We start from the raw sequence: 22,075 nt of genomic DNA, 5'->3' as shown, positions 1-22,075 counted from the left end.
AACGCATCAATTTGTTTTGTTTTTATACGACCCATTACCGCTGCCTTATTTTTGTAAACAATAATCATATCGGGAAAAATATAAATACCGCCACATCCCACACTGCATGAGACAAGATAATAGCGGCAAAGCGGTTCGGAAAGAAACGGTAAAGCGCGCCCCATGCCGCCCCCACCACCAGAGCCGCCATGACCAGCATGAAGTTGCAGGAACCGGCATGCACCAGTGCATAAATCAAAGTAGCCACCACAAAACCCGCATTCGGATTCCAGCGTTTGGAAAGCGTGCGTTGCACATAGCCGCGCCAGAAAATCTCTTCCGCCGGCCCTATCAGCAACAGTAGCAATGCCGCCAACAGCCAAGGAGACTCTCCCTCTTTCATCCCATAAATGGAGTCCACCTGCGGACGGGCAAAATCGAACATCCAAGATGACACCTTGTCTCCCAACCAGAAAACGCCCCACAAAGCAACAGCAATGCCAATTCCCAGCAAGACATTCGGCAAGCTCCACTTCACCTCCCGCCACCAGCCGGGATTGAACAAGGTGGCAAACACGGACAGCGTGAGCGCAGAACCGGTCATCATCCACCAGAAATTCACGAAAGGAGCCGTCCAAGGCGAAAACATGACCGTCCACAGCACGGCAGCCAGCAGAATGGTAAAAATCAGCTTCTTCATGACAGCAGACCGGCTACAACGAACGACAACGTGAACAGCAGACTGAACAACAACTGGAGTTTTGCAGTCATCTCATCCAGACCGGCTATGGCACTTTCTCCCTTTCCGGGAAAACGGGACACCACCCGTACATTGCCTATGGCAGGAACCAGTGCCGGCATCACCAGCAGGGTCCATAAAGGAAGAGTTCCCGCAGCTATCAAGCCGGCTATCCAGCCAAAAGGAAAAAGGACTTCGGCACAATAAACGTACATCGACGCCTTTCCTCCCAGCTTCATGGCCAGTGTCTGAATCTCTGCACGGGCATCGGTACGCATATCCCGTGTATTATTGGCATGCAGAATGGCCACCGTAATCAGTCCCACCGGCAGAGCTATCCACAAGACATTCCAGTCAACTACTCCCGTAGCCACATAGCAGGTGCCCAACGTCGGCAGCAAGGCATACGCCAAAAAGATGACGACATCGCCCAACGCACGATACTTGAGCGGTGGATAAAGCAACGAGCAAGCTGCACCGCCTATACCGATGTACAGCAACGGCAACCCCGTACGCCACAGCAGGCCGACACCCGCAACAAGGGCAACTGCCAGCAATGCCATCGACAAGCTATATATCTCGCGCGGAGCAAACATCCCGTCGGTCAAGGTCTTGGCGCCAAAGGTGTCCTTTGCATCGACCTTATGTTTGTAGTCAAAATAATCACTCCAGGTATTCCCGGCAGCGTGAAACACGACGATGTTCAGCAATGCCCAGATGCCGTTCACCCAGTTTATGTCCTGCTGCATCCAATACAGATATGCCAACGTCACCACCACCGGCATCGAAGAGGCGGGGAATGACCACGGACGCACCGCTATCATCCAATCTTTCAAAGAATGTTTCTTCATTTGTTATTTATCATTTATTTGTGCGCAAAAGTACGAAATATCTTCGCTTTTTTAAGTAATTTCGCGCACAAGATAAAAGAACCCCTTATGATAAAAGCTCTGTTTTTTGACATCGACGGAACCTTGGTCAGCTTCAAGACCCACGAAATTCCCGTTTCCACTATCGAAGCGTTGACTGCCGCCAAGGCCAAAGGCATACATATCTTCATTTCTACCGGACGTCCGCGCGTCATCATCAACAACTTGTCCGCCTTGCAGGAACGGAATCTGATAGACGGCTACATCACGATGAACGGCGCCTATTGCTTTGTAGAAGACACCGTTATCTACAAAAGCCCCATACCGACAGCGGAAGTGGATGCCTTGACAGCTTTCTGCCACGAACGCAACATCCCATGCATCCTGGTGGGAGAGCACGACATCTGCGTGAACCAGCCCGGCGAAGTAGTGGAGGAAATCTTCCATCGCCAACTGAAAGTGGACCCCATCGAAGCAAAGCCCTATACCGACAGCCATGCCGACAAAGCCTTCTTCCAGCTGACTCCCTTTATCAACGCCGAGGAAGAAGCAATCATCCTGCCCTCCGTCCCTCACTGCGAGATGGGCCGCTGGCATCCTGCCTTCGTAGACGTGACAGCCAAAGGAAACACCAAGCAAAACGGTATCGACCAGATTATCCGCCACTTCGGCATCAAGCTGGAAGAGACCATGGCCTTCGGCGACGGAGGAAATGACATCAGCATGTTGCGCCATGCCGGTATCGGTGTAGCCATGGGCAATGCCAATAACGACGTAAAAGCTGCCAGTAACTACACAACCACTTCTGTTGATGAAGACGGCATCGCCAACGCCCTGAAATATTTCGGCATAGTCGGGAATCCATCATAAATCTGAAATCTTTTGAGCTTCGTTCCCGATACACAAAACAAAGAGTTTCAAGATGCCTTGAACCTCATTCAGTATACCCGTCAGTCCGTATTCCTGACGGGCAAAGCAGGTACGGGCAAATCGACCTTCCTGAAATATATCTGCGCGAATACGAAGAAAAAGCATGTAGTGCTTGCCCCTACCGGCATAGCCGCCATCAATGCCGGAGGCAGTACCCTGCACAGCTTCTTCAAACTGCCCTTCTACCCCCTGCTGCCCGATGACCCGAACTTCAGTCTGCAACGGGGACGCATCCACGAATTTTTCAAATACACCAAACCCCACCGCAAACTACTGGAAGAACTGGAACTGGTCATCATCGACGAGATTTCCATGGTACGCGCCGACATCATCGACGCCGTAGACCGCATCCTGCGCGTCTATTCCCGCAACCTGCGCGAACCCTTCGGCGGCAAACAGATATTATTGGTGGGCGATGTGTTCCAGTTGGAACCCGTCGTCAAAGGAGATGAACGGGAGATACTGAACCGATTCTACCCTACCCCTTATTTCTTCTCTGCCAGGGTATTCGGCCAGATAGACCTTGTCTCCATCGAACTGCAGAAAGTATACCGGCAAACAGACAGCAAGTTCATCCATGTGCTGGACCACATCCGCAACAATACCGTCGGCTCTGCCGAACTTCAGCTGCTCAACACCCGCTATGGCACCCAAATAGAGCAATCGGAAGCCGACATGTACATCACCCTCGCCACCCGCCGTGACAATGTGGACTACATCAACGACAAAAAACTGGCGGAACTTCCCGGTGACCCGGTCACCTTCTACGGCGAAATCATGGGAGACTTTCCCGAAAGCAGCCTCCCCACCTCGCAGGAACTGGTACTGAAACCGGGCGCACAAATCATCTTCATCAAGAATGACTTCGACCGCCGCTGGGTGAACGGCACCATCGGCGTCATCAGCGGCTTCGACCCTATTGAAGAGACCCTCTACGTCATCACCGACGACGGCAAGGAATGTGACGTCAAACGAGAGTCGTGGCGAAACATCCGCTACAAATACAACGAAGAAAAGAAACAGATTGAAGAGGAAGAACTGGGAACCTTTACACAATATCCCGTGCGCCTGGCATGGGCCATCACCGTCCACAAGAGCCAAGGGCTGACCTTCAGCCGGGTAGTCATCGACTTTACCGGCGGCGTGTTTGCCGGTGGGCAGGCATACGTAGCCCTCAGCCGCTGCACCTCGCTGGAAGGCATCCAGCTGAAAAAGCCCATCAGCCGTGCCGATGTATTCGTGCGTCCGGAGATTGTCAGCTTCTCCGAACGCTTCAACAACCGCACCGCCATCGACCGTGCCTTGAAGCAAGCACAGGCAGACGTTCAATACGTTGCCGCCGCCAAAGCCTTCGACAAAGGGGACTTCGGCACTTTCCTGGATGAGTTTTTCAAAGCCATCCATTCCCGCTACGACATCGAGAAGCCCAACGTGCAGCGCCTCATCCGCCGGAAGCTGAACATCATCAACCGTCTGAAAGAGGAAAACCGTGCACTGAAGCAAGCAGCATTGGAGAAAGAGAAAGCCCTCGTGAAGTATGCCCGCGAATACATCCTTATGGGTGACGAATGCCTGAAGCATGACATGAAGGAGGCGGCCATGAAAAACTATGAGAAAGCCGTCACCCTCTGTCCCAAATTCAAAGAGGCCTGGAAGAAGATAAAGAAACTGGAGAAAGAGATGCTAAAAAGGTGAATTGCTTGTTTATAAGCCGATTATTATCTATTTTTGCATGTAATATAAAACTCAAATCCATTTCTGCCATGCTTCTGAAACTTTATGAAAAAAATAACAATCCCGCCGACCTGCAGCAGGTGGTCGACCTACTGAATGACGGAGGTATCCTTATCTACCCTACCGACACCATGTATGCCATCGGCTGCCACGGACTGAAGGAACGAGCCATCGAACGTATCTGCCGTCTTAAAAATATCGACCCCAAGAAGAACAATCTTTCCATCATCTGCTACGACTTGAGCAAGGTCAGCGAATACGCCAAAGTGGACAACAGCACCTTCAAGTTGATGAAGCGTAATCTGCCCGGAGCTTTCACCTTCATTCTGAACGGCACCACCCGCCTGCCCAAGATATTCCGTAACCGTAAGGAGGTCGGCATCCGTATGCCGGACAATTCCATCATTCAAGAAATAGCCCGCCTGCTGGATGCTCCCATCATGACAACTACATTGCCGCATGATGACAATGAGGACATTGAATACTGCACAGACCCGGAACTGATTGACGAGAAATTCGGTGATATTGTCGATTTGGTAATAGACGGCGGTATCGGCGGTACGGAAGGCTCTACCGTAGTGGATTGCACCAATGGGGAGCCGGAAATCATACGCCAGGGGTTAGGCTGGCTGGACGAAGGATAAATATTGAATTCCGGCCACAATTTCCAAACCTTTTCAACTTCTTTTATGTTTCTTTACTAAGAAATACAGGAACTTTATGAGCACAAAAGAACAATACTGGAAATATTCATTGATAGCTATCATTATCGGGCTGGGAATCATTCTTTTCAGACAAATAGCCCCATTCATGGGCGGTCTGCTGGGAGCCTTGACTATCTATATCCTGGTGAGAAAGCAGATGATGTATCTTTCCGACAAGCGGAAAATGAAGCGCAGCATAGCTGCCACCCTCATTACGGCAGAGGCAATTCTCTGCTTTCTGGTTCCGCTTGGGCTGGTGGTATGGCTGGCTGTGGTCAATCTTCAAAACATCAATCTGGACCCGCAAGCCATTATAGCTCCTTTCGAAGAAGCGGCCAACATCATTAAAGCCAAAACCGGCTACTATATCTTGGGGAAAGACACGGTGGCATACGTCATTTCAATTCTTCCCCGCATCGGGCAAGCCATCATGGGAGGTATCAGCAGTTTTGCCGTCAACATCTTCGTACTGGTCTTTGTACTCTACTTCATGCTGATAGGGGGCAAAAAGATGGAACAGTACGTCAACGACCTACTGCCGTTCAACGATGACAATACACAAAACGTCATCCACGAAATCAACATGATTGTCCGCTCCAATGCCATCGGCATCCCCTTACTCGCCGTCATACAAGGAGGAGTAGCCATGATAGGCTACTGGATTTTCGGTGCTCCCAACATCTTGTTCGCCGGTTTCCTGACCTGCTTCGCCAGCATCATCCCAATGGTAGGAACAGCGCTGGTATGGTTTCCGATAGCTGTCTACATGGCATTGATAGGCAACTGGGTTCAAGCTATCGGCCTGGCCATCTATGGCGGTGCAGTCATTTCACAGCTCGACAACCTGATACGCTTCATCATCCAGAAGAAAATGGCAGACATTCATCCGCTTATCACTGTCTTCGGAGTTGTAATCGGCTTGTCCCTTTTCGGATTCATGGGTGTCATCTTCGGGCCACTGCTCTTGTCACTATTCTTTCTGTTCGTGGATATGTTTAAAAGAGGGTATTTGGATGCAAGGGGGAAGACGACGGAATAAGTACTTAATAAAGCATGACCATAATAGGGTTACCTTCCTCTTCTATTCCCATTCTCCGTTGATTATCATCACTGAGTTCATCCGGTTGTAACAAAGCAAAAAAATGTCCATCCGAAGTGACTCCCCTGATTTGGATATGCTGATTATTCATTTTATCAAATAAGCTATCACCCTTTTGGCAAACAACAGTTTTCTTTTCCTTATGGTAAAATCCACAATATGACTGACTTTCTTCTAAATATAAGCTTGTATGAAAATGGAAATAGATGTACTCTGCATTCTCCAGAATATAGTCTATGGCTATTTTTTTATCACATCCTTCTACATCCAATTGCTGCTGCTCATTCCAGTGCCACTCACCCAGTTCAAAAACCAGATATGGAGTAAGTCCCTGCTCTGAAATAGTATAGATAGTATCATTAAAAGCTTGTTTCACTCGGATGGCATCCTTAGATTTCCATAACGAAGGGCTATTGATTGCCGTATAATATTTCCGGTCACCAACAAATTCTGCCATTGCCAAGTCACCTCCATAAGCAACATTGCCCCCCAACAAATTTGAAACCGACAAAACCTCATCCATGGGAAGCAGGGCTGAATTCCATGTAGCAATACCGGTCAATGACATCGTATTTCTATCCATATAAAAGACTGATGGCGTCTCCGGAGAGAGTTTCATTTTATTATGTCCCCAAATTCTGTCCGCATCCATCAAATAGTAATTTTGGGACAGAATACAATTGACTGTATCTTGCAATCGAATTCTATCCTTATATTTCCCATCAAATCCATATAGTAGGAAATCATTATTCCATCCCAATAGATAAACGGTTCTCCGAACCGCATCAGCCCAAAAGCTCACTTTCCCCCATGAATCCTTTGCATATCCTTCCGGATCAGCACCTACGTGTCCAATATCCCGAATATACTTCCCGTTAGTACGGTCAAAAAGCTTCAGATTCTGATGGACAGAAGATACCAATATCGCACTATCCATAATTATGCACTCCGGATATTTTCCTATAATAGCCTGCTCATTAGTCTCCAAAGGAATATAACTTATGCTGGAAAACAAATTTTGTACAGATTGTCCTTCTGACAATCTACTCATTGCTTCCGCAACATTAATTACATTGCCATCAATCTGCTTTTCGGAACACGAAGTTACAACCAACATCAATAATAAAAAGAATTTCCACATATATCTCATACCATTTCTATTCATTACTCTGAAAGTAGTAAAATATCACTTATCATCATTAATTACATTATTTAATCGATTCCGGCTCCATCACAAGGCGAAAACCTCCATACTCGTCACTATAATTCTCAATGTCGTAATCAATGTACGACACCCGACACCCCTTTGCTGTTCCTCCCCAACTTCCACCTCGCAATATTCGGCGGAAAAAAAGATAAGTACCCTCAAAAGGCCATCCCGGATGGATAGACTTACCACCTTGCTTGTATTCTTTAGTGTACAAATCACCACACCACTCCCAAACATTGCCACTCATATCATACAATCCCAATTCATTGCTTTTTTTCAGACCTACCGGACGGGTAGTTCCAGCTTCTCCATATTGTCCGCCAGAGGAATTCCCAACATACCAAGCCACCTCACTTACCTGATTGCTGCCACTGTATTTATAGTGCTTACTTTTGTGTCCACCACGCGCTGCGTATTCCCATTCGGCCTCAGTCGGAAGACGAAATGTTTTACCGGTCATAGCATTTAATCTACCGATAAACTCCTGCGCATTTTTCCAGCTTACATTTTCCATCGGGCAATCTTCGCATCCCCCATTAAACGGCAAAATGGAATCAGTATCCATAACCGCCCTCCACAGCCTTTGAGTAACTTCATATTTTCCTATGTAAAAATCAGATACCGACTCCTTACGTGCTGGTTTCTCGTTATCCTCACAGTCACATCCCTGCTCATCTGTACATCCCATCATAAATGTACCTCCTTTCACAAAAACCATCTCAATAGAATCCCCATTCACAACAACTACAAGTTGCTGAATAGGAGTTTCATTCGACTGACATCGAATAAAAACAGTTATAAGACATATTGCCAAAACAACAGTCAATGCTTTAACTCTTCTTTTCATACTTTCATTAAGAACATTCTCTTCCTTAGTATTTCATACTATATATACGAATAGCACAAACATACTAAAAACAAATGAATTACGAAATTTACATAGAACTATTTTTCATATTCCACCACTTTCCTCAACGGAGCCAACAACCTTTCCAATACATTCTTGTCAGCAAGGATAATGTCTGCCGTACCTTTCAACTCACGCGAAACAGGCAGCTGTTTGCCGTAGTTGGTCTGCATGCCGTCAGGCAAAGTTATTTCTACTATATACATTCCCTCTTCCGTTGGAGCAGGAGAGATACTTGCAACCTGCCCTTTTACATAGCCAAACTCCTGGTCGGGATAATTATTCAGACGTATATGCACCCGCTGTCCCACATGTACCTTACCCGAACCCTGCAAAGGAAGTAGAGCCTTACCTAACACCCTTGAACTGTCGGATGGCTGAATCGTGAAAACCGTCTCACCGGCTTTCACATTCTGGTTACGACTCCAAACCGTCATAAAAGTAACCTTCCCCCTGACCGGACTTTTCAATAAATAAGAGTGCTCCCATGCACTCAATTGCGCGGCTAACTGCCCTATGGCATTCTTTAAATCAGTCCGACGACTCTGTTCCTCATCGTATGCTTGCTTACGTATATCCAACATATTCTCCTCATGTTGCACCAACTGCATTTCTGCCTGAAGCAAACTCATACGTACCTCTTCTTTAGAACGCAAACTTTGCAAATATCTGCTTCCAGACTCCTCAAATTCCGCAGCAATCATCGCCTTGCGCACATATAAAATAGAATCACGGATATACATACTCTCGGCAAGCTTTATATCCTTATCAATCAACTCATATTCCCGCTCTGCCAACCGAAGATAGGAGCGTTGTCCACCCAGTTGTTTTTCCTGAAAACAAAGTTTCCGAGCGTAATAGTCCAACTCCATAAAACGTGCATATTCTGTAAGTGAAGTAATGAAAGCTGCAAAAGCCGATTGCAGTTCCCCCAACTGCCAGCGCCTGCCGATAAAAAGCTCCACTCCTTTCTGCCAATCATAATCCTGCGTTTCCCATGCCTTCATCCATTTCTTAAGGAGACGTACATCTTCAGAACATGCCGCATTACCAATCACACCCAAATCCGTATCTGCCTCCACCGAACTCCCGTTCTTCACATAAAGCGTATCGAGTTTCCCAGTAGCATGTGACAGCACAAAGGCGGGAGGTTCCTCCGTGGCCAGAGTCACCTCTGCCGCCAAGGTGTCCGGATACCTGAATATCCAACAACCAACCAGTACCATCAACAGAATCACTGCCAAGACAGTAATCCCACACCTCACCACCCAAGGAGAAATGTGGTTCATCACCTCCTGCACTTCTTCACTGCGAAGTTCTATATCCTTATATATCTTCTCTTCCTCCATTCATTAGCTACCCAATTCCAGCTGATTCTTAACCAGCCGATAATACATTCCTTTCCGCTCCGTCAGTTCCCGATGGGTACCTTCTTCCGCAATGCATCCCCTATCCAGCACCACAATCTTGTCGGCATCCTTCACCGTACTGAGCCTATGCGCCACTACCACTACGGTTTTCCCTTTATAGAATTCATGCAGATGTTCCATAATCTCTTTTTCATTATTTGCATCCAAGGCATTGGTGGCTTCGTCGAAGAAAAGAAATTCCGGATTTTTATACACAGCACGTGCTATCAGCAAACGTTGTTTCTGCCCTTGGCTGATACCATTCCCCTCCATACCGATTTTGGTGTTATATCCCAATGGAAGAGAATCTATAAAATCACGGATATTGGCCACCGTCACGGCGTGACGTAGCCGCTCCACATCAACCTGCTCCTCTCCCACAACAATATTCTGCGCAATGGTTTCCGAAAAGATAAAACCATCTTGCATCACGGCTCCCGTCTTGGCACGCCACAAGTGGGGATTTATGTTCTCTAACGAAGCATCACCCACCTTCACAGCCCCCTTATTGGGCGAATAGAAACCAAGCATCAGTTTCACCAGAGTAGTCTTTCCACTCCCGCTCGCACCTACAATAGCTGTCACTTTATGTTCGGGAATCACTAAAGAGACATTATCCAGCACATAGTCTCTATCCGCTCCATCGTAACTGAAGCACACATTTTCCATCTTTATATCCCGTCTCTCAGGCAAAACGGACAATTTGGAAGCAATATCCTGCTCCTCATCCGGTTTCCCATGTACCTCATTCAGCCGTTCCAGACTTATCTTGGCGTCCTGAAACTGCTGCGCAAATCCTATAAAAGAAGAGACCGGCGCACTGAGCTGACCGATGATATAAGTCAGAGACATCATCATACCCAGTGTCATCTCCCCTTCCACCACCGCCTTTGCCGCAATAAACGAGATTATAATATTCGTGGTCTGATTGAAAAATACAGAACCTACTTGTTGTACTTGCCCCAAAGCCAACCCTTTTACGCTGATTTTAAACAGTTTCACCTGAATACGCTCCCACTGCCAGCGCTTCTGTGTCTCGCAGTTATTCAACTTTATTTCCTGCATAGCGGTCACCATCTGCACAAGGTTACTCTGCTCTCCGGCTGCTTGTGCAAACCGACGGATATCCAATTCACGGCGATATTTCATAAAAGCAAGTATCCAGGCAATATACAAGCTGTTACCTAAAAGAAAGATTCCCAATACCACCAAATTGTAGTAAGCAAGTACAATAGCAAAGATGAAAAAACTGACAAAGGAAAAGAGCGTACTAATAGAAGAACCTGTCAGAAAATTCTTTATACGGTCATGGTCACCAATGCGCTGTATAATGTCTCCCACCATCTTCGTATCAAAAAAATGAAGCGGCAACTTCATCAACTTTGCCAAAAAGTCCGAAATAAGGGAGATGGATATACGCGTATTCACATGCAACAATATCCAGCTACGGATAAACTCTACCGATAGTTGTGATACCGAGATTATAATCTGCGCAACCAGCACTAAGGTAATAAAGCTCAAATTTCCGTCACTGATACCCACATCCACCAAGGCTTGCGTAAGAAAAGGTAGGATAAGCTGAAGTAAGCTCACCACCAACATGCCCAATATCAGCTGAAACAACTCTTTCCTATAGGGAGTCAGATAACGGAAGAAAAAACGCAACCCTCTTTCTTTCAGTTCCGGTTCTCCCTCACCATTATAAAAGTCAGGAGTGGGTTCCAGTGCAAGTGCAGTCCCCTTCTCTTCTCCGTCCGATTTGGTAGCTAACCAGCATCGCTTCAATTCCAGTTCATTATACGTAACCAACTGAGTTGCAGGGTCTGCTATTCTAAACGAGTATTGCCCTTTCTTTTTCTTAACATCATAGCAAACCACAAAATGACTCTGATTCCAATGCAAAATGCAAGGCAGAGGAACATCTTCCGCCAATTGTTCAAAAGAGACACGAACTCCGGACGTTCTGAAACCAATAGACTCAGCGGCATCGCTGATGCCTAACATGGAAACACCATTGCGAGAAATAAAAGAACGGGCACGCAAAGTCTGCAAAGAATAGCTCTTACCATAAAACTTAGCTATCATACGTAGGCAAGTAGGACCACAATCCATGGCATCAAGCTGACGATAATATGGGAATACGTCCACTTATTCAATTGGTATATTACATAAATTGTTTTTTCCTATCACCAGCTCATAATTAGAGATAGAGGGACATAAATCCCTATTAACACATTGGTTACAAGGTTTTTCATTGCCTCTAATTCTAAGCCAAGCATTTCCTTCTGTTATTTCTTTATAGAGAAGTTCCTTTAAAGATGAATCTTGTATATTTCCTAATACACTGCAATTCACATTGGCATAGACTTCTCCCGAAGGATAAATTGTTAACTTACCGAAAAAATTATCATTCAAAGTCCGATGCCTAAATATCGTTTTTCTATCAATAGGGGCAGCCAATATATCTTGCATATCCAAGTAGACATACTCTCTAAAGAAATCTTTATTTTCCGCTGTATAAAAAGGTTTTATTTGAACTACCGTTTCTGCAGGTATCTCCATTTTTTCTATACGTTCCATATCAGATTCATTGGATACTATCAAATTCCACTTCACTCTATCGTACGGGAACTTCTGCATATCTTCAGTCAGCTGATTACCAAAACCTTCAGCATGGACTAAAACTTCTAAAACACATTTGGTCTGTTGCACCAATTCTTCATATTCACTACACAAGAATGTATTATCCAAATACAAATGCACATCTACCTTTGATTTTTCCATGTCAGGAAGCAATTGCCTAACATAGCTATTTTTATTCGGATTTCCTCCTGCAAATATATTAATCCGTTTAATGCCATTCATCAAGAATTGGCGTATTAATCGACGATAATCGTCTGTTTTCAGTCCATCACCGGAGTGAACAGTACAGTGATTTATTTGATGGAAGTAAGAAGTACAAGCCGGACACTCCAACTCACACGTTGCCGGTAAATACAGATTTACTTCATTAAGGTTTTCCATAACACGATTTCCCAAAGAGGCTTTTTTTTCCTCATCTTTGACACGTATATCTGAATTCAAGAACAAAGTTGGCTGAAAGATATAAGGCTTAGGAAATTTCCCGTCATATTCTATACAATCACCCGAAAACAATTCTCTTACAGCCTCAACAAAATGTCTTACAACTTCGTTTTCCATCATTTCCTTATCCAACAAAACACTATACCCATTCGTCGGATTTTGCCACTGTTCAATAATCAACTGTACAATCGGATAATCAGGACAAATCAAATAAGTTGCATTCAGAGTATTATAAACTACTGTTTTGTCATTACTACGCAACAAAAACGCATAAGGCTCCAAATAAAATAAATAATTCATTGCATTTACTCCTTTTTCAATTAATCGACTACAATAGAAGATAACAACTCCTCATAATGATTCGGATAATTCTCAGCATACGTTAAAAAAATCCCAAACTCCTCTTTCAACTTAGCATCCGTTTGTATGCCGGGACATATCAATTGCCCATTCTTTTCCTTCAACAAAAACAAGCACTGACCGCAGCTCCTTTTTAAATAACAGTGTCGACAGCTTTTTACTACCTTTTCGTACATCGAACTATAATATTTAGCTACAGCTGCACAGTCCAAATTCAGTTTTCCATCCTTCAGATATCCAATAGCATGTTCTTGTCCAATCTTTTCGCATGGAAGAATTTTTCCACGAACTGTCAAAAATAATTTGCGTTCAAAAGGGCGACAAGTGCCTGTGGGAATGTATCGGTCTTCCCACCCCGTATCAAACAAATCCAAATAAGTAGCATAACGATTACCACCATATCGCATCAACATCGAATGATAGCTCACGGAACGGCTGCCATCCTTAATGAAAGTATACTTCAAATCCTCGTGTTGCACTGCTTCATCAAAGCTCCTCACTCTATCATTAAACATTTTAGAAAACTCTTCAACACGTTCCGGAATAAGCCCAGTAGTATTTAGCTGCGCCATACGAGGATTCTTCCCAAACAGTTCTTTGATGGAATAATAACATTCTGCAACAGAATTCAAGTTATGCAATACAGAGTTGAAATTTACTTTCTTTTCAAAATAATCCGGATAGGTTTCTTGCAGTTTCTTTACGTTTCTGACTACACGTGAGAAAGACGAATTTCCATGCTTATCTACCCGATAAGCAGATTGCACCTCATTCCCGTCCAAACTAATCAGAATACTAAAATTCTTTTCCACCAAATAGTCCATATACCGGTCCAGTAGCATAGCATTCGTGGTTGTATTGTAATTAAAAATCAAAGAAGGCAAATTCAAACTCTCAATATAGGCAATTGTTTCCTTCACCAGTTTCATATTCAGCAGAGGTTCTCCGCCATAAAATCCAATTGTAATCTCATTTTTATGAGAAACATTATAATCAGAACACCATAGTTTAGTCAAATAATCTACCAATAGTTTTACGTTTTCAAAAGACTGGTCACCTGTTTCTCGCCGGTCATAATTAGAATAAAATTCACCATAACCACAATACTTACATTCCAAATTACACCTATCAGTTACTTCAATCAATAATTGCCGCAACCCTGCAAGGTTTCGTTTTACCAATTCTTCACTATAATCTGTTTGAAATGTTACCTCTCTCTTTTCAAAAAAACAATGTTCTTTCAGATATTTCAGTTTACGTTCGTAATAATTTGTTCTATCAACAAGTGATGCATCCATATGTTCCATTACAGTTGCCATTTCTTCCGGCACATAAAGAAAATAGCACAAAGCATCCGAATATACATATTGATGCTGATTCCCAGTAGTTATCAAAAAAGACTTATCCATCATTTACTATTTTAATGTAGCAATTACCAATATCGGATTACTCTCTTCCTCTACATTCTCCAAAGTATGGATGAATTTTGCTTTTAGAGATTCATCCTTTACGTCAGAAGTTCTCATCTCGTCTATATCTATCCAGTTGTCTTCACTGTTCGGAATAAGTACATCTATCCAATACTTTCCTTGTGAACGATAATCTACATGGAACGACCCTCCACACAAATCATTATCCAAGATAAAGTACTTAGCACCTTCCAGCCTACGAAGGGTGTGATTACCCAGCATTCGTTCCGTAATCTCGGATTTTCGCTCTTTTACTTTCACTTTTCCAGTCTGTTTGCCATAACAATAAGTATAAATGGTTTCCCCCTTACTGCACAGCAGATAGATATTATCCTTACTCGGATAATAAGAATATATGGAAAAATAATCGAAAGCGCTTCTTTCCCTAAACCAAACATGAGTCGCCCCATAATCACCTTTTTCTTCATGGGTTGAAATGATATATTGAGGTACCAACTCATTCGCAGGGCTGTCATAACGATAAATCGTATCGGTATCCGGATATTTCAAGGTCAACTGATTGCCATAGGTATCTATACTGGTAAAAGGTTCTAACCAATAGTTAACAAACTGCTGGAAATTAATTCCGTTCTTCATAATTTCCTCTTCACGCCCGATATGTGCCGGATTTTTGAATATCTTTTTTTTCTGGTAAGTACTATCAACCCATGCAAAAGACCATACCGAATCTTTTGGTGTCGGTTTATTGATAAATGCCAGATTTTGAGCTATAAAGAACTTGTTATCATACAATGCAAATTGGAAATACATTGTCATAAATACATCATCCGGAGATGTTTTTGCAGCTGTCCGCTTATAATTGCCTTCATAATCATAGACTTTAACTCCAACTATTGTCGTCTGGATATATACTTCTTTGGTGTTCTCGTCCACGAAGAAATCAGCCATTCTGATATATTCTTCCGGTCCTTGTCCAACTTTGCCTACCTTATTCAAGAACTTTCCGGAACGTGAAAATCGGAGGACATGATTGTCTTTATAATGTTTCACCCAGATGTCAGAATCAGTCACCTTCATTTTAGTAATTTCTCCTATTAGAGATTCGTCCGTCACCTCCAACGAAACAATCTCCACTTTCGCAGCAGCTTCGCTCAATGGTAGTAAAGCAACCTTAGACACATTGTCTGATGATAGATTAATAACTGGAGTACCCTCTTCATCTTGCAAAGTATTCTCCTTTTTATTGCCACTACATCCTAATAAGAATGAAGCAATAGCTATCAGTAAAAAACAATTTTTCATAAATACAATCATCAATATACCTCATTCTGAAAGTAGTAGAAAACACACATATCATGCACTTCCACTACTTCCAAAATAACGGTACAAATTACTTACTTCACAATTCAAACAGTTGCAAAATACAATTTTTATTCTCCTATAAACAAGGAAAGAATAAAAAACATCAAACTTGTATTATTTACTACTATTCCTACATGCTATGTGATCCATGAGTACCGCCAGTCCACGATGGAGAGTACAGACTACCTGCAACATTTGCATTAAAGTTGTCAACCGGTCCAGACGGTCCAGCGCAAGCACACAAACAACAGTTTTCTCCTCCCAAAAGGCGATTCAACTCCTTTTCACTGAGTTCAGCTTTATTAAGCTGATCCAATTTAATCTTACCTAACTTTTTCATTGTCATCAAAATTTTAATTAAACATTCAATTTATGTATAGCATAAAACTATCTCTATTATTTATCCACAAATATTATTTCACGATATTTCCAACGCAAAGTATTCTTTGGGAAATTACAATGTAACAAAAACTCCATTTCAGGTAAAGCATATAACTTAGCTAATACATTTTTTACCGACTCACATATACAAACTTTCTCCACACACAGTAACCATTCACCTAAATCTCGCCAAACATCAACTGGAAATAAAAACAATGGTTCAACAGACCTCACTCTATACTCAAACTGACAGAAAAGCCGTTCAACACCTAATACTATTTGCTCCAACATCCAAGAAGTCCGAGAGCGAAACAAAGAATTCTCGTCATAGAAACGAAATAGAAAATAATCTCCTACCCACAATAAGAACTGAAATGTACCCATATAAGGCACTTTCATCTCTTGCCACAAAGCTATCAAGAATTCATCCACATCTGTAAGTTGTTCATCCACATCCATCTCTATCAAAGACTTTTGAGCTAAACATTCTATCAAACATCCCCATTTGGCAAGCCTAATCCCATTTTGTTCTGTAAACACTTTTTGTTGTATTTGCTCCAGCAAATTAAAGTTCTCTCCCTCCATTTGCTTTTTGCCTCCCACATAAGTATCACTCAAAAATCCGGAAAGGCAAAGTGTAAATTGTTTATCCAGCAATAAATCTAAATCCGGATATTGTATCTTATACTGATTCCAGACCAAAGAATTGTTAGGATAAAAGCACCACAAATCTTCTCCGAAAGGGAACTGTTTAGGATGGACTGACGGATTTTGATTCAAGAAAAGTAAAAAATGAGTATCGACCCTTTCCTGTATTTCAACCATATTCTCAATATCAAACGAAAAAGTGACTTTGATATGTTCTCCTTGTTGTTCAGAGAAATAAGCCACAAAATAATGAAACAAACTTTGGAACTCACGATAGAATGAGACAACCTCAGTCAAGAGGCTTCCCCACGCTTTTCGAGAATAAAAAACAGAAAAACAACACCACGCTTTTCCTCCCATCAACGTATAATTCTGTTTCATATTATGCCAAGAGTATTTTATTAGTATAATCAAAATTCCGATATACAATCCCTTGTCCGAACCCATTCGGATTTACCGTTTTACAATCATTATCCATTTTTTTCATCTTCAGATAGTTTATAGCCTCTGTTACACCCATGACAATTACCACTATCAGATTCGCATCTTTAACTTTATAATATTGATGATTAAAATCATACAAACAATTAGATTTGTTTCTAAGTATCATTTCCTCATCTTTAAAATTCAGTCGAATTCCGTTCTCCATCTCATCCCATATTCCTTCTTTCCATTCTCCTTTTATCACAAGTCGATATTTATCCCCTATACATTGTTTTAGCATGTCTGATTCATCCGGATGATTATAATTCATTGCAATATTGTTCTGTATCACTCCTATGCCAAAACGTTGTCCTTTATACAACATCAATACTCTCGTAGAGTAGGGATTTATATAATCCAGATAGACACTCTGCAACTTCTTCAACAAAAACTCTTGTGCTATCCGCTCTTCATCTGCATGCATCAAAACATTATAAAATTCCTTCTGATTAAAAATTTCCTGCACAAGCCCTCTACACAACAAACGATTGAAAAATTCAACATCTTCCAAACCATATCCTACAAACACTTCATTGTATCCTCTCGCCTCAACGAACTCCTTTCTTTCCAAGCAGACCCTTCCGAAAACATCACGATAACAAAGATTACTCGTATAAAATAGACGCTCTTTATTGTTAAATTCTTTTAACATAAACTCTGCAAACCCTCTACCTAAGTAATTATCTGCATCCAAATTGCATACTACTTCTCCTTCTGCCAATCTGAAAACCATATTCCTGCTATGGCTGCGTCGATAATAAGCTGGTTCAGTAGTCCTATAATAGACAAGAATACCCATCTCAATATATTTCATCATAGATTGAGCAATCCATTCTTCTAATCCATCTTGCGAATTATAATCCAGCACAACAAACTCGACCTCATCTACTAAGAAATTATCAAGAATATTCTTCTCCAAAGTTTCTTGTAAATGTTTAAGCCGATTCATACAAGTGATGCAAAATGAGATTTGTTTCATAGTGCTATATAGCCATTATTAATGAATAGTAAATCTACCGAATGCATAAGCTCCATCCAAACCTTTTATCTCAAGTAAAAAATCACCAACTAAGCCTTTCTGTAATTGTACTTTTCTCAATATTGGAGAGTCAATATTCTCAGTAGAAGAGTAAACAACATCCCCATTCTGAGAAATTACAATTTCAATCTCACCTATAGATTGATAGAACTCCAAGTCAATGGAGTGGTCATCATTCAAAAATGCTAAAAAAGGAGTCACTGGAGGAATAGAACGGTGACCATTCCCCGGACCATCCGGTAAATCAAAATCCTCATCCATGATGATTTCTACTCTTGAAGGAAAAGTTACTGACTTTCCATTCACTACATTTACCACAAAGAAGCAGTATAAACTTAACAAAATAAAAAATGATTTCATAGTATCTTTAGTTTTGAATGTAACAAAGATAGCCATTTAATCACTTCTTAGGGAAAGTACAAGTGGACAACACAAAAGAGAATAACAAACTATATATCAAGAAAATACTAAAAAAAAAGCTACTAAGTTAATGGACGAAAAGCAAGAAGTTCTTCTAATAAAGAGTTATAAATTCTTCCAATTTATCAGTAGTATCCAAATTTAAGCTCTCCCTCAATCTCCGTTTTTTCGTAAAAATAGAATTCATCTCGCAGTCAAAAGTAAACATCAACTCAGTGGTAGTGAAACCAACTTTAAGCAAAGCTATCAATATCAGGTTACCACTCGTTAATTTAAAATCTTTCTTTAACCGAGAAATCAAATTACCATATATCAAATCCATGTATTCAAGGAGCTGTTCTTTCTCTTGTTTGGTCATATTCTTCACAATCAGCTTTTCCTTCTTCAATTGATCCAAGAGATAAACACCATTTACACATACATTTTCACGTATTTTTTTATTCTCACTCTCCAACAGCAAAATCTTTTGATTCAATTTACCAACCTTCTCTCTATTTGTTTCCGCTGTTTCACCTGCTTTTTGTTTCAACACATCAAGTTCATAAACATATCGTTTAATCATGCACTCATTCTCCTTTATTACTTGCATATTTTTCCGGAACATCTCTTTGTATCTTTTTCTTAAAAGAAAATACAAAACAAGACATAATAGGATAATAAATAAAACGATTACCATCCCAAAATAAAACTGTATTTTCTTTTCGTGTTCAACTTGTTGCTTTTCTAAAAGAAGCTTTCCTTTTTCATATTTACGTTGCAAAGTCAAAATTTGAGATGCTTGTTTAGCATCCAGGTCAACGGACAACAACGAATCAGACTTCTCTTTGAAATAGAGAGCCATTGCATACTTTTTCTGCCTCTTTTCCAACAGATACAAATAGTGGTATGCCCCTGCCAGAGTACGAGGCCTTTCTGATTTCAAAGCTAAAGTAAAATATCTTTTTGCCTCATCCAACTTATTTTGATTTAAATAAATGTTCCCCAATGACATTGAACAGTGATGCATAGAATGCCTATCTTGTTCAGTCTCTACCGCAGTTTTCAACAAGATTATTGCATTTTCCAAATCTCCCTCATTTCTTTTTGCAATTCCTTTTACTTGTAACAAAGAAGGAGTTACTCGTTCAAAATCGATACATCCTTTCTTTTCTTCACACAAGGACAAAGCCCTATTGATGTAGTTATAAACACTGTCATATTGTTGTTCTACATAATAAATACGAGCAATATCCCGATAAGCATATATAACCCCTAAAGTATCGGCTGCCTTTTGAAAACAATATACCGAACTTTGATAATTATCAAGAGCATCTTTGTGTAGCTTTCTATCTGCATTCAAAATACCGATATACTCATATGCCAAGCCTTGTAGCTTATACTCTTCCGTTTTCTCCAATTTAGCCAAAGCATTCAAATAGGCTTGCATAGCCAGCGTATCATTCCCCTGCAAATCCATCACTTTGCCATAATAAAACAATGCCTTCCCCGCTTTCACGTTATCACCCCCATTCTTATAATAATCTACCGCCAACTTTATCAACGAATCCGACTGCATGCTATCCAGATAGTTCTTATCACGGGCTTGTGTCAACAGCAGCACATAGTCTGCCCGCTGCTTTCCACGAAGCTTCTCCGGATGAGGAATTTGCTCCAACAGCAGCAATGCACTGTCAGAATATACATCCATATACCTCTCTACCTTATCAAAAGCATTGAATACGTTCTTCTCTACGCAAGAACCTAACAGTACGCAAACGGACAAAAGTCCAAGATATAGCAGTTTTTTCATATGAACATGTTCTTTACCAGATTATCATTACGTATAACTCCTATGCCCACAGAATCCTTTTGGAGATAAATATTCACACCAGCCAACGGCAATCCTTTTTCCCCATCAGTCACAATGCCATTTGTCTGCGCATTAGAAACAACTGCACAGCAGAATGTTATGAACAGTACTATACATCGCTTCATAATTCATGTATATATAATTAAACTTTGGATGAGAACAAGCTTTTTACAGCCCCTCCCTTCAAAGATACAAAAAACCGCCTCAATAATGTACAAAAACAAGATAAATGTGGCAAACAAAACAAATAGCTCAGAGCTTGTTTCCCCTTACATAGGCTTCCTTTCCATTTTCTGTACGGAGTTATCAGCGCCTATCGGCCGTGATGCGCTCTGCCAACGGCCGTCAACCACTCGACTAACGACCGTCAACAAGGTGCTTCATAACCGTTGAACACCTATTATACTCATAGTTTCCCCATACTGTGCACCTATCTTATTCCTATTATGAGCCCAGCTGCAGTCTATCGGTAAACGGTCTTTTACGAAGTTAATACCGTGTTTACACGAAACGCTTATCGTGTAAACAAGATATTTGCAAAATGCTGCACATTCTATTAATACACTAACAAACAAGATATTAACTTACCTTCCGGCGTATTTCCGCTGTGGAAGCAAAAGTTGCTTCCACCTTTTTGAGTTGCTTCCACAGCACTTGTAATGCCGATGAATAAAGGGATGCAGGAAGTAGGTGGAAGTGTGGAAGCAGAAATGATAAAACTAAGCAGAGATAATTTTCCCTTAAAAGCAATAAAACTCCAGAATCTGCTGGAGCAAAGCATCCTGCTTTCCCGGACCTTTTTCCAACTCCACACTTTTCAGGTTATAGAGTTGTGCCAGCAAAGCTGACGACTGCTTCTCGCAAAGACGGGAATCATGTACCTGCTCCATCCAGCAGACGGTCTCTCCCCAAACATCTACCGAAAGATGTGACAAGACTTCTGTCGGGGCTCCCCCCTTCTCCACCTTACGGAAGATTTCGACCAAAGCACACAACAAGCTGGACATTATCTGTTTACAACGGGAATGGGAACGGGATTCCCGGTTTCTGAAACGTAGCAGGAAATAGTACCCCAGCCATAAATAAACGGTGGTGACTTCTGCATGGATTTTCTCTATCCTCTTCCAATGCGCAACCAAAGCAGCATCAATTTCTTCCAGAATCGCATCCGTATCATCTTCTATGTAGTATTTCTGCGCAAGACACTCTATCACGCACCCCCATTTCGCCATATCCACACACTCTTGCGTACGCCCCATCCATACATGGGCTTCCTCCAATATCCGGAATGCCTTTTCTCCACATTCCGGAGCATCATAAAACCGATACTGACGAAACAACAGAAGAGACTGACATAATAACTCATCCAAAGAGTACTCCGCACTTTCCATATTTAAAATTCAAGTATCCATTCAGGTAACAAAATCGAGCAAAAGTAA

20 protein-coding genes are annotated in these 22,075 nt (G+C 42.0%); 4 read left to right on the top strand and 16 right to left on the bottom strand.

Annotated features, from left to right (window positions below; translation table 11 throughout):
- Positions 1-64: 64 nt before the first annotated feature.
- Both NQ510_RS08130 and NQ510_RS08125 read right to left on the bottom strand, forming a co-directional pair.
- Positions 65-679: a CPBP family intramembrane glutamic endopeptidase gene (locus tag NQ510_RS08130; RefSeq protein ID WP_005823820.1), complete on the bottom strand. Its 615-nt coding sequence runs from the start codon at positions 677-679 to the stop codon at positions 65-67.
- The gene (locus tag NQ510_RS08125) at positions 676-1,569 is read right to left on the bottom strand and encodes a prenyltransferase (protein WP_034525322.1); all 894 of its coding nucleotides are present in this window, start codon (positions 1,567-1,569) and stop codon (positions 676-678) included. Before NQ510_RS08125 ends, NQ510_RS08130 begins: the two co-directional genes overlap by 4 nt.
- Positions 1,570-1,656: 87 nt before the next feature.
- Here NQ510_RS08125 and NQ510_RS08120 point away from each other — a divergent pair, with 87 nt between their 5' ends.
- The 4 genes from NQ510_RS08120 to NQ510_RS08105 all read left to right on the top strand — a co-directional run bounded on the left by NQ510_RS08120 (position 1,657) and on the right by NQ510_RS08105 (position 5,994).
- Entirely contained in the window at positions 1,657-2,457 is an 801-nt protein-coding gene (locus NQ510_RS08120; protein WP_034525323.1) for a Cof-type HAD-IIB family hydrolase, read from the top strand.
- 12 nt (positions 2,458-2,469) lie between these two features.
- Positions 2,470-4,212 (top strand): ATP-dependent DNA helicase, encoded by a 1,743-nt coding sequence (locus tag NQ510_RS08115; RefSeq protein ID WP_005835299.1) that lies wholly within the window; start codon positions 2,470-2,472, stop codon positions 4,210-4,212.
- Positions 4,213-4,280: 68 nt separating this feature from the next.
- Complete coding sequence (locus NQ510_RS08110; protein WP_005823828.1) at positions 4,281-4,895, top strand: L-threonylcarbamoyladenylate synthase; 615 nt, start codon at positions 4,281-4,283, stop codon at positions 4,893-4,895.
- 76 nt (positions 4,896-4,971) lie between these two features.
- Entirely contained in the window at positions 4,972-5,994 is a 1,023-nt protein-coding gene (locus tag NQ510_RS08105) for an AI-2E family transporter (RefSeq protein WP_005823830.1), read from the top strand.
- 4 nt (positions 5,995-5,998) lie between these two features.
- Here NQ510_RS08105 and NQ510_RS08100 read toward each other — a convergent pair whose 3' ends face one another.
- The 14 genes from NQ510_RS08100 to NQ510_RS08035 all read right to left on the bottom strand — a co-directional run bounded on the left by NQ510_RS08100 (position 5,999) and on the right by NQ510_RS08035 (position 22,027).
- Positions 5,999-7,204 carry a 6-bladed beta-propeller gene (locus NQ510_RS08100; protein ID WP_034525324.1) on the bottom strand — a complete coding sequence of 402 codons (1,206 nt, stop codon included), beginning with the start codon at positions 7,202-7,204 and terminating at the stop codon, positions 5,999-6,001.
- Between the two features lie 58 nt (positions 7,205-7,262).
- On the bottom strand, positions 7,263-8,111 hold the full coding sequence (locus NQ510_RS08095) for a formylglycine-generating enzyme family protein (protein ID WP_005823834.1): 849 nt from the start codon (positions 8,109-8,111) through the stop codon (positions 7,263-7,265).
- A gap of 98 nt (positions 8,112-8,209) precedes the next feature.
- The gene (locus tag NQ510_RS08090) at positions 8,210-9,520 is read right to left on the bottom strand and encodes an HlyD family secretion protein (protein ID WP_005823836.1); all 1,311 of its coding nucleotides are present in this window, start codon (positions 9,518-9,520) and stop codon (positions 8,210-8,212) included.
- 3 nt (positions 9,521-9,523) lie between these two features.
- Positions 9,524-11,728 (bottom strand): peptidase domain-containing ABC transporter, encoded by a 2,205-nt coding sequence (locus NQ510_RS08085; protein ID WP_034525326.1) that lies wholly within the window; start codon positions 11,726-11,728, stop codon positions 9,524-9,526.
- The gene (locus NQ510_RS08080) at positions 11,729-12,964 is read right to left on the bottom strand and encodes a TIGR04150 pseudo-rSAM protein (protein WP_005823840.1); all 1,236 of its coding nucleotides are present in this window, start codon (positions 12,962-12,964) and stop codon (positions 11,729-11,731) included.
- Between the two features lie 20 nt (positions 12,965-12,984).
- Complete coding sequence (locus NQ510_RS08075) at positions 12,985-14,436, bottom strand: radical SAM peptide maturase (RefSeq protein ID WP_005823842.1); 1,452 nt, start codon at positions 14,434-14,436, stop codon at positions 12,985-12,987.
- 3 nt (positions 14,437-14,439) lie between these two features.
- Complete coding sequence (locus NQ510_RS08070) at positions 14,440-15,756, bottom strand: 6-bladed beta-propeller (RefSeq protein WP_009037127.1); 1,317 nt, start codon at positions 15,754-15,756, stop codon at positions 14,440-14,442.
- Positions 15,757-15,946: 190 nt separating this feature from the next.
- Positions 15,947-16,156: a TIGR04149 family rSAM-modified RiPP gene (locus NQ510_RS08065; protein ID WP_005835287.1), complete on the bottom strand. Its 210-nt coding sequence runs from the start codon at positions 16,154-16,156 to the stop codon at positions 15,947-15,949.
- Positions 16,157-16,212: 56 nt separating this feature from the next.
- A complete protein-coding gene (locus NQ510_RS08060; protein WP_005823848.1) occupies positions 16,213-17,226 on the bottom strand; it encodes a hypothetical protein in 1,014 nt (337 codons plus the stop codon).
- A 1-nt stretch (position 17,227) separates the two neighbouring features.
- A complete protein-coding gene (locus NQ510_RS08055; protein ID WP_005835286.1) occupies positions 17,228-18,307 on the bottom strand; it encodes a glycosyltransferase in 1,080 nt (359 codons plus the stop codon).
- Positions 18,308-18,325: 18 nt separating this feature from the next.
- A complete protein-coding gene (locus tag NQ510_RS08050) occupies positions 18,326-18,763 on the bottom strand; it encodes a DUF3244 domain-containing protein (RefSeq protein ID WP_005823851.1) in 438 nt (145 codons plus the stop codon).
- Positions 18,764-18,881: 118 nt separating this feature from the next.
- The gene (locus NQ510_RS08045) at positions 18,882-20,576 is read right to left on the bottom strand and encodes a tetratricopeptide repeat protein (RefSeq protein ID WP_005823853.1); all 1,695 of its coding nucleotides are present in this window, start codon (positions 20,574-20,576) and stop codon (positions 18,882-18,884) included.
- Positions 20,573-20,761, bottom strand: a complete 189-nt coding sequence (locus tag NQ510_RS08040; protein WP_005823856.1) for a hypothetical protein — start codon at positions 20,759-20,761, stop codon at positions 20,573-20,575. Before NQ510_RS08040 ends, NQ510_RS08045 begins: the two co-directional genes overlap by 4 nt.
- Before the next feature lie 615 nt (positions 20,762-21,376).
- A complete protein-coding gene (locus NQ510_RS08035) occupies positions 21,377-22,027 on the bottom strand; it encodes a hypothetical protein (protein WP_005823861.1) in 651 nt (216 codons plus the stop codon).
- Between the last annotated feature and the right edge of the window lie 48 nt (positions 22,028-22,075).

The sequence above is a fragment of the Bacteroides uniformis genome (genome assembly GCF_025147485.1).
Lineage (GTDB): Bacteria > Bacteroidota > Bacteroidia > Bacteroidales > Bacteroidaceae > Bacteroides > Bacteroides uniformis.
The sequence above is the reverse complement of the archived record's forward strand: the minus strand, read 5'-3'. Positions and strand labels throughout refer to the sequence as shown.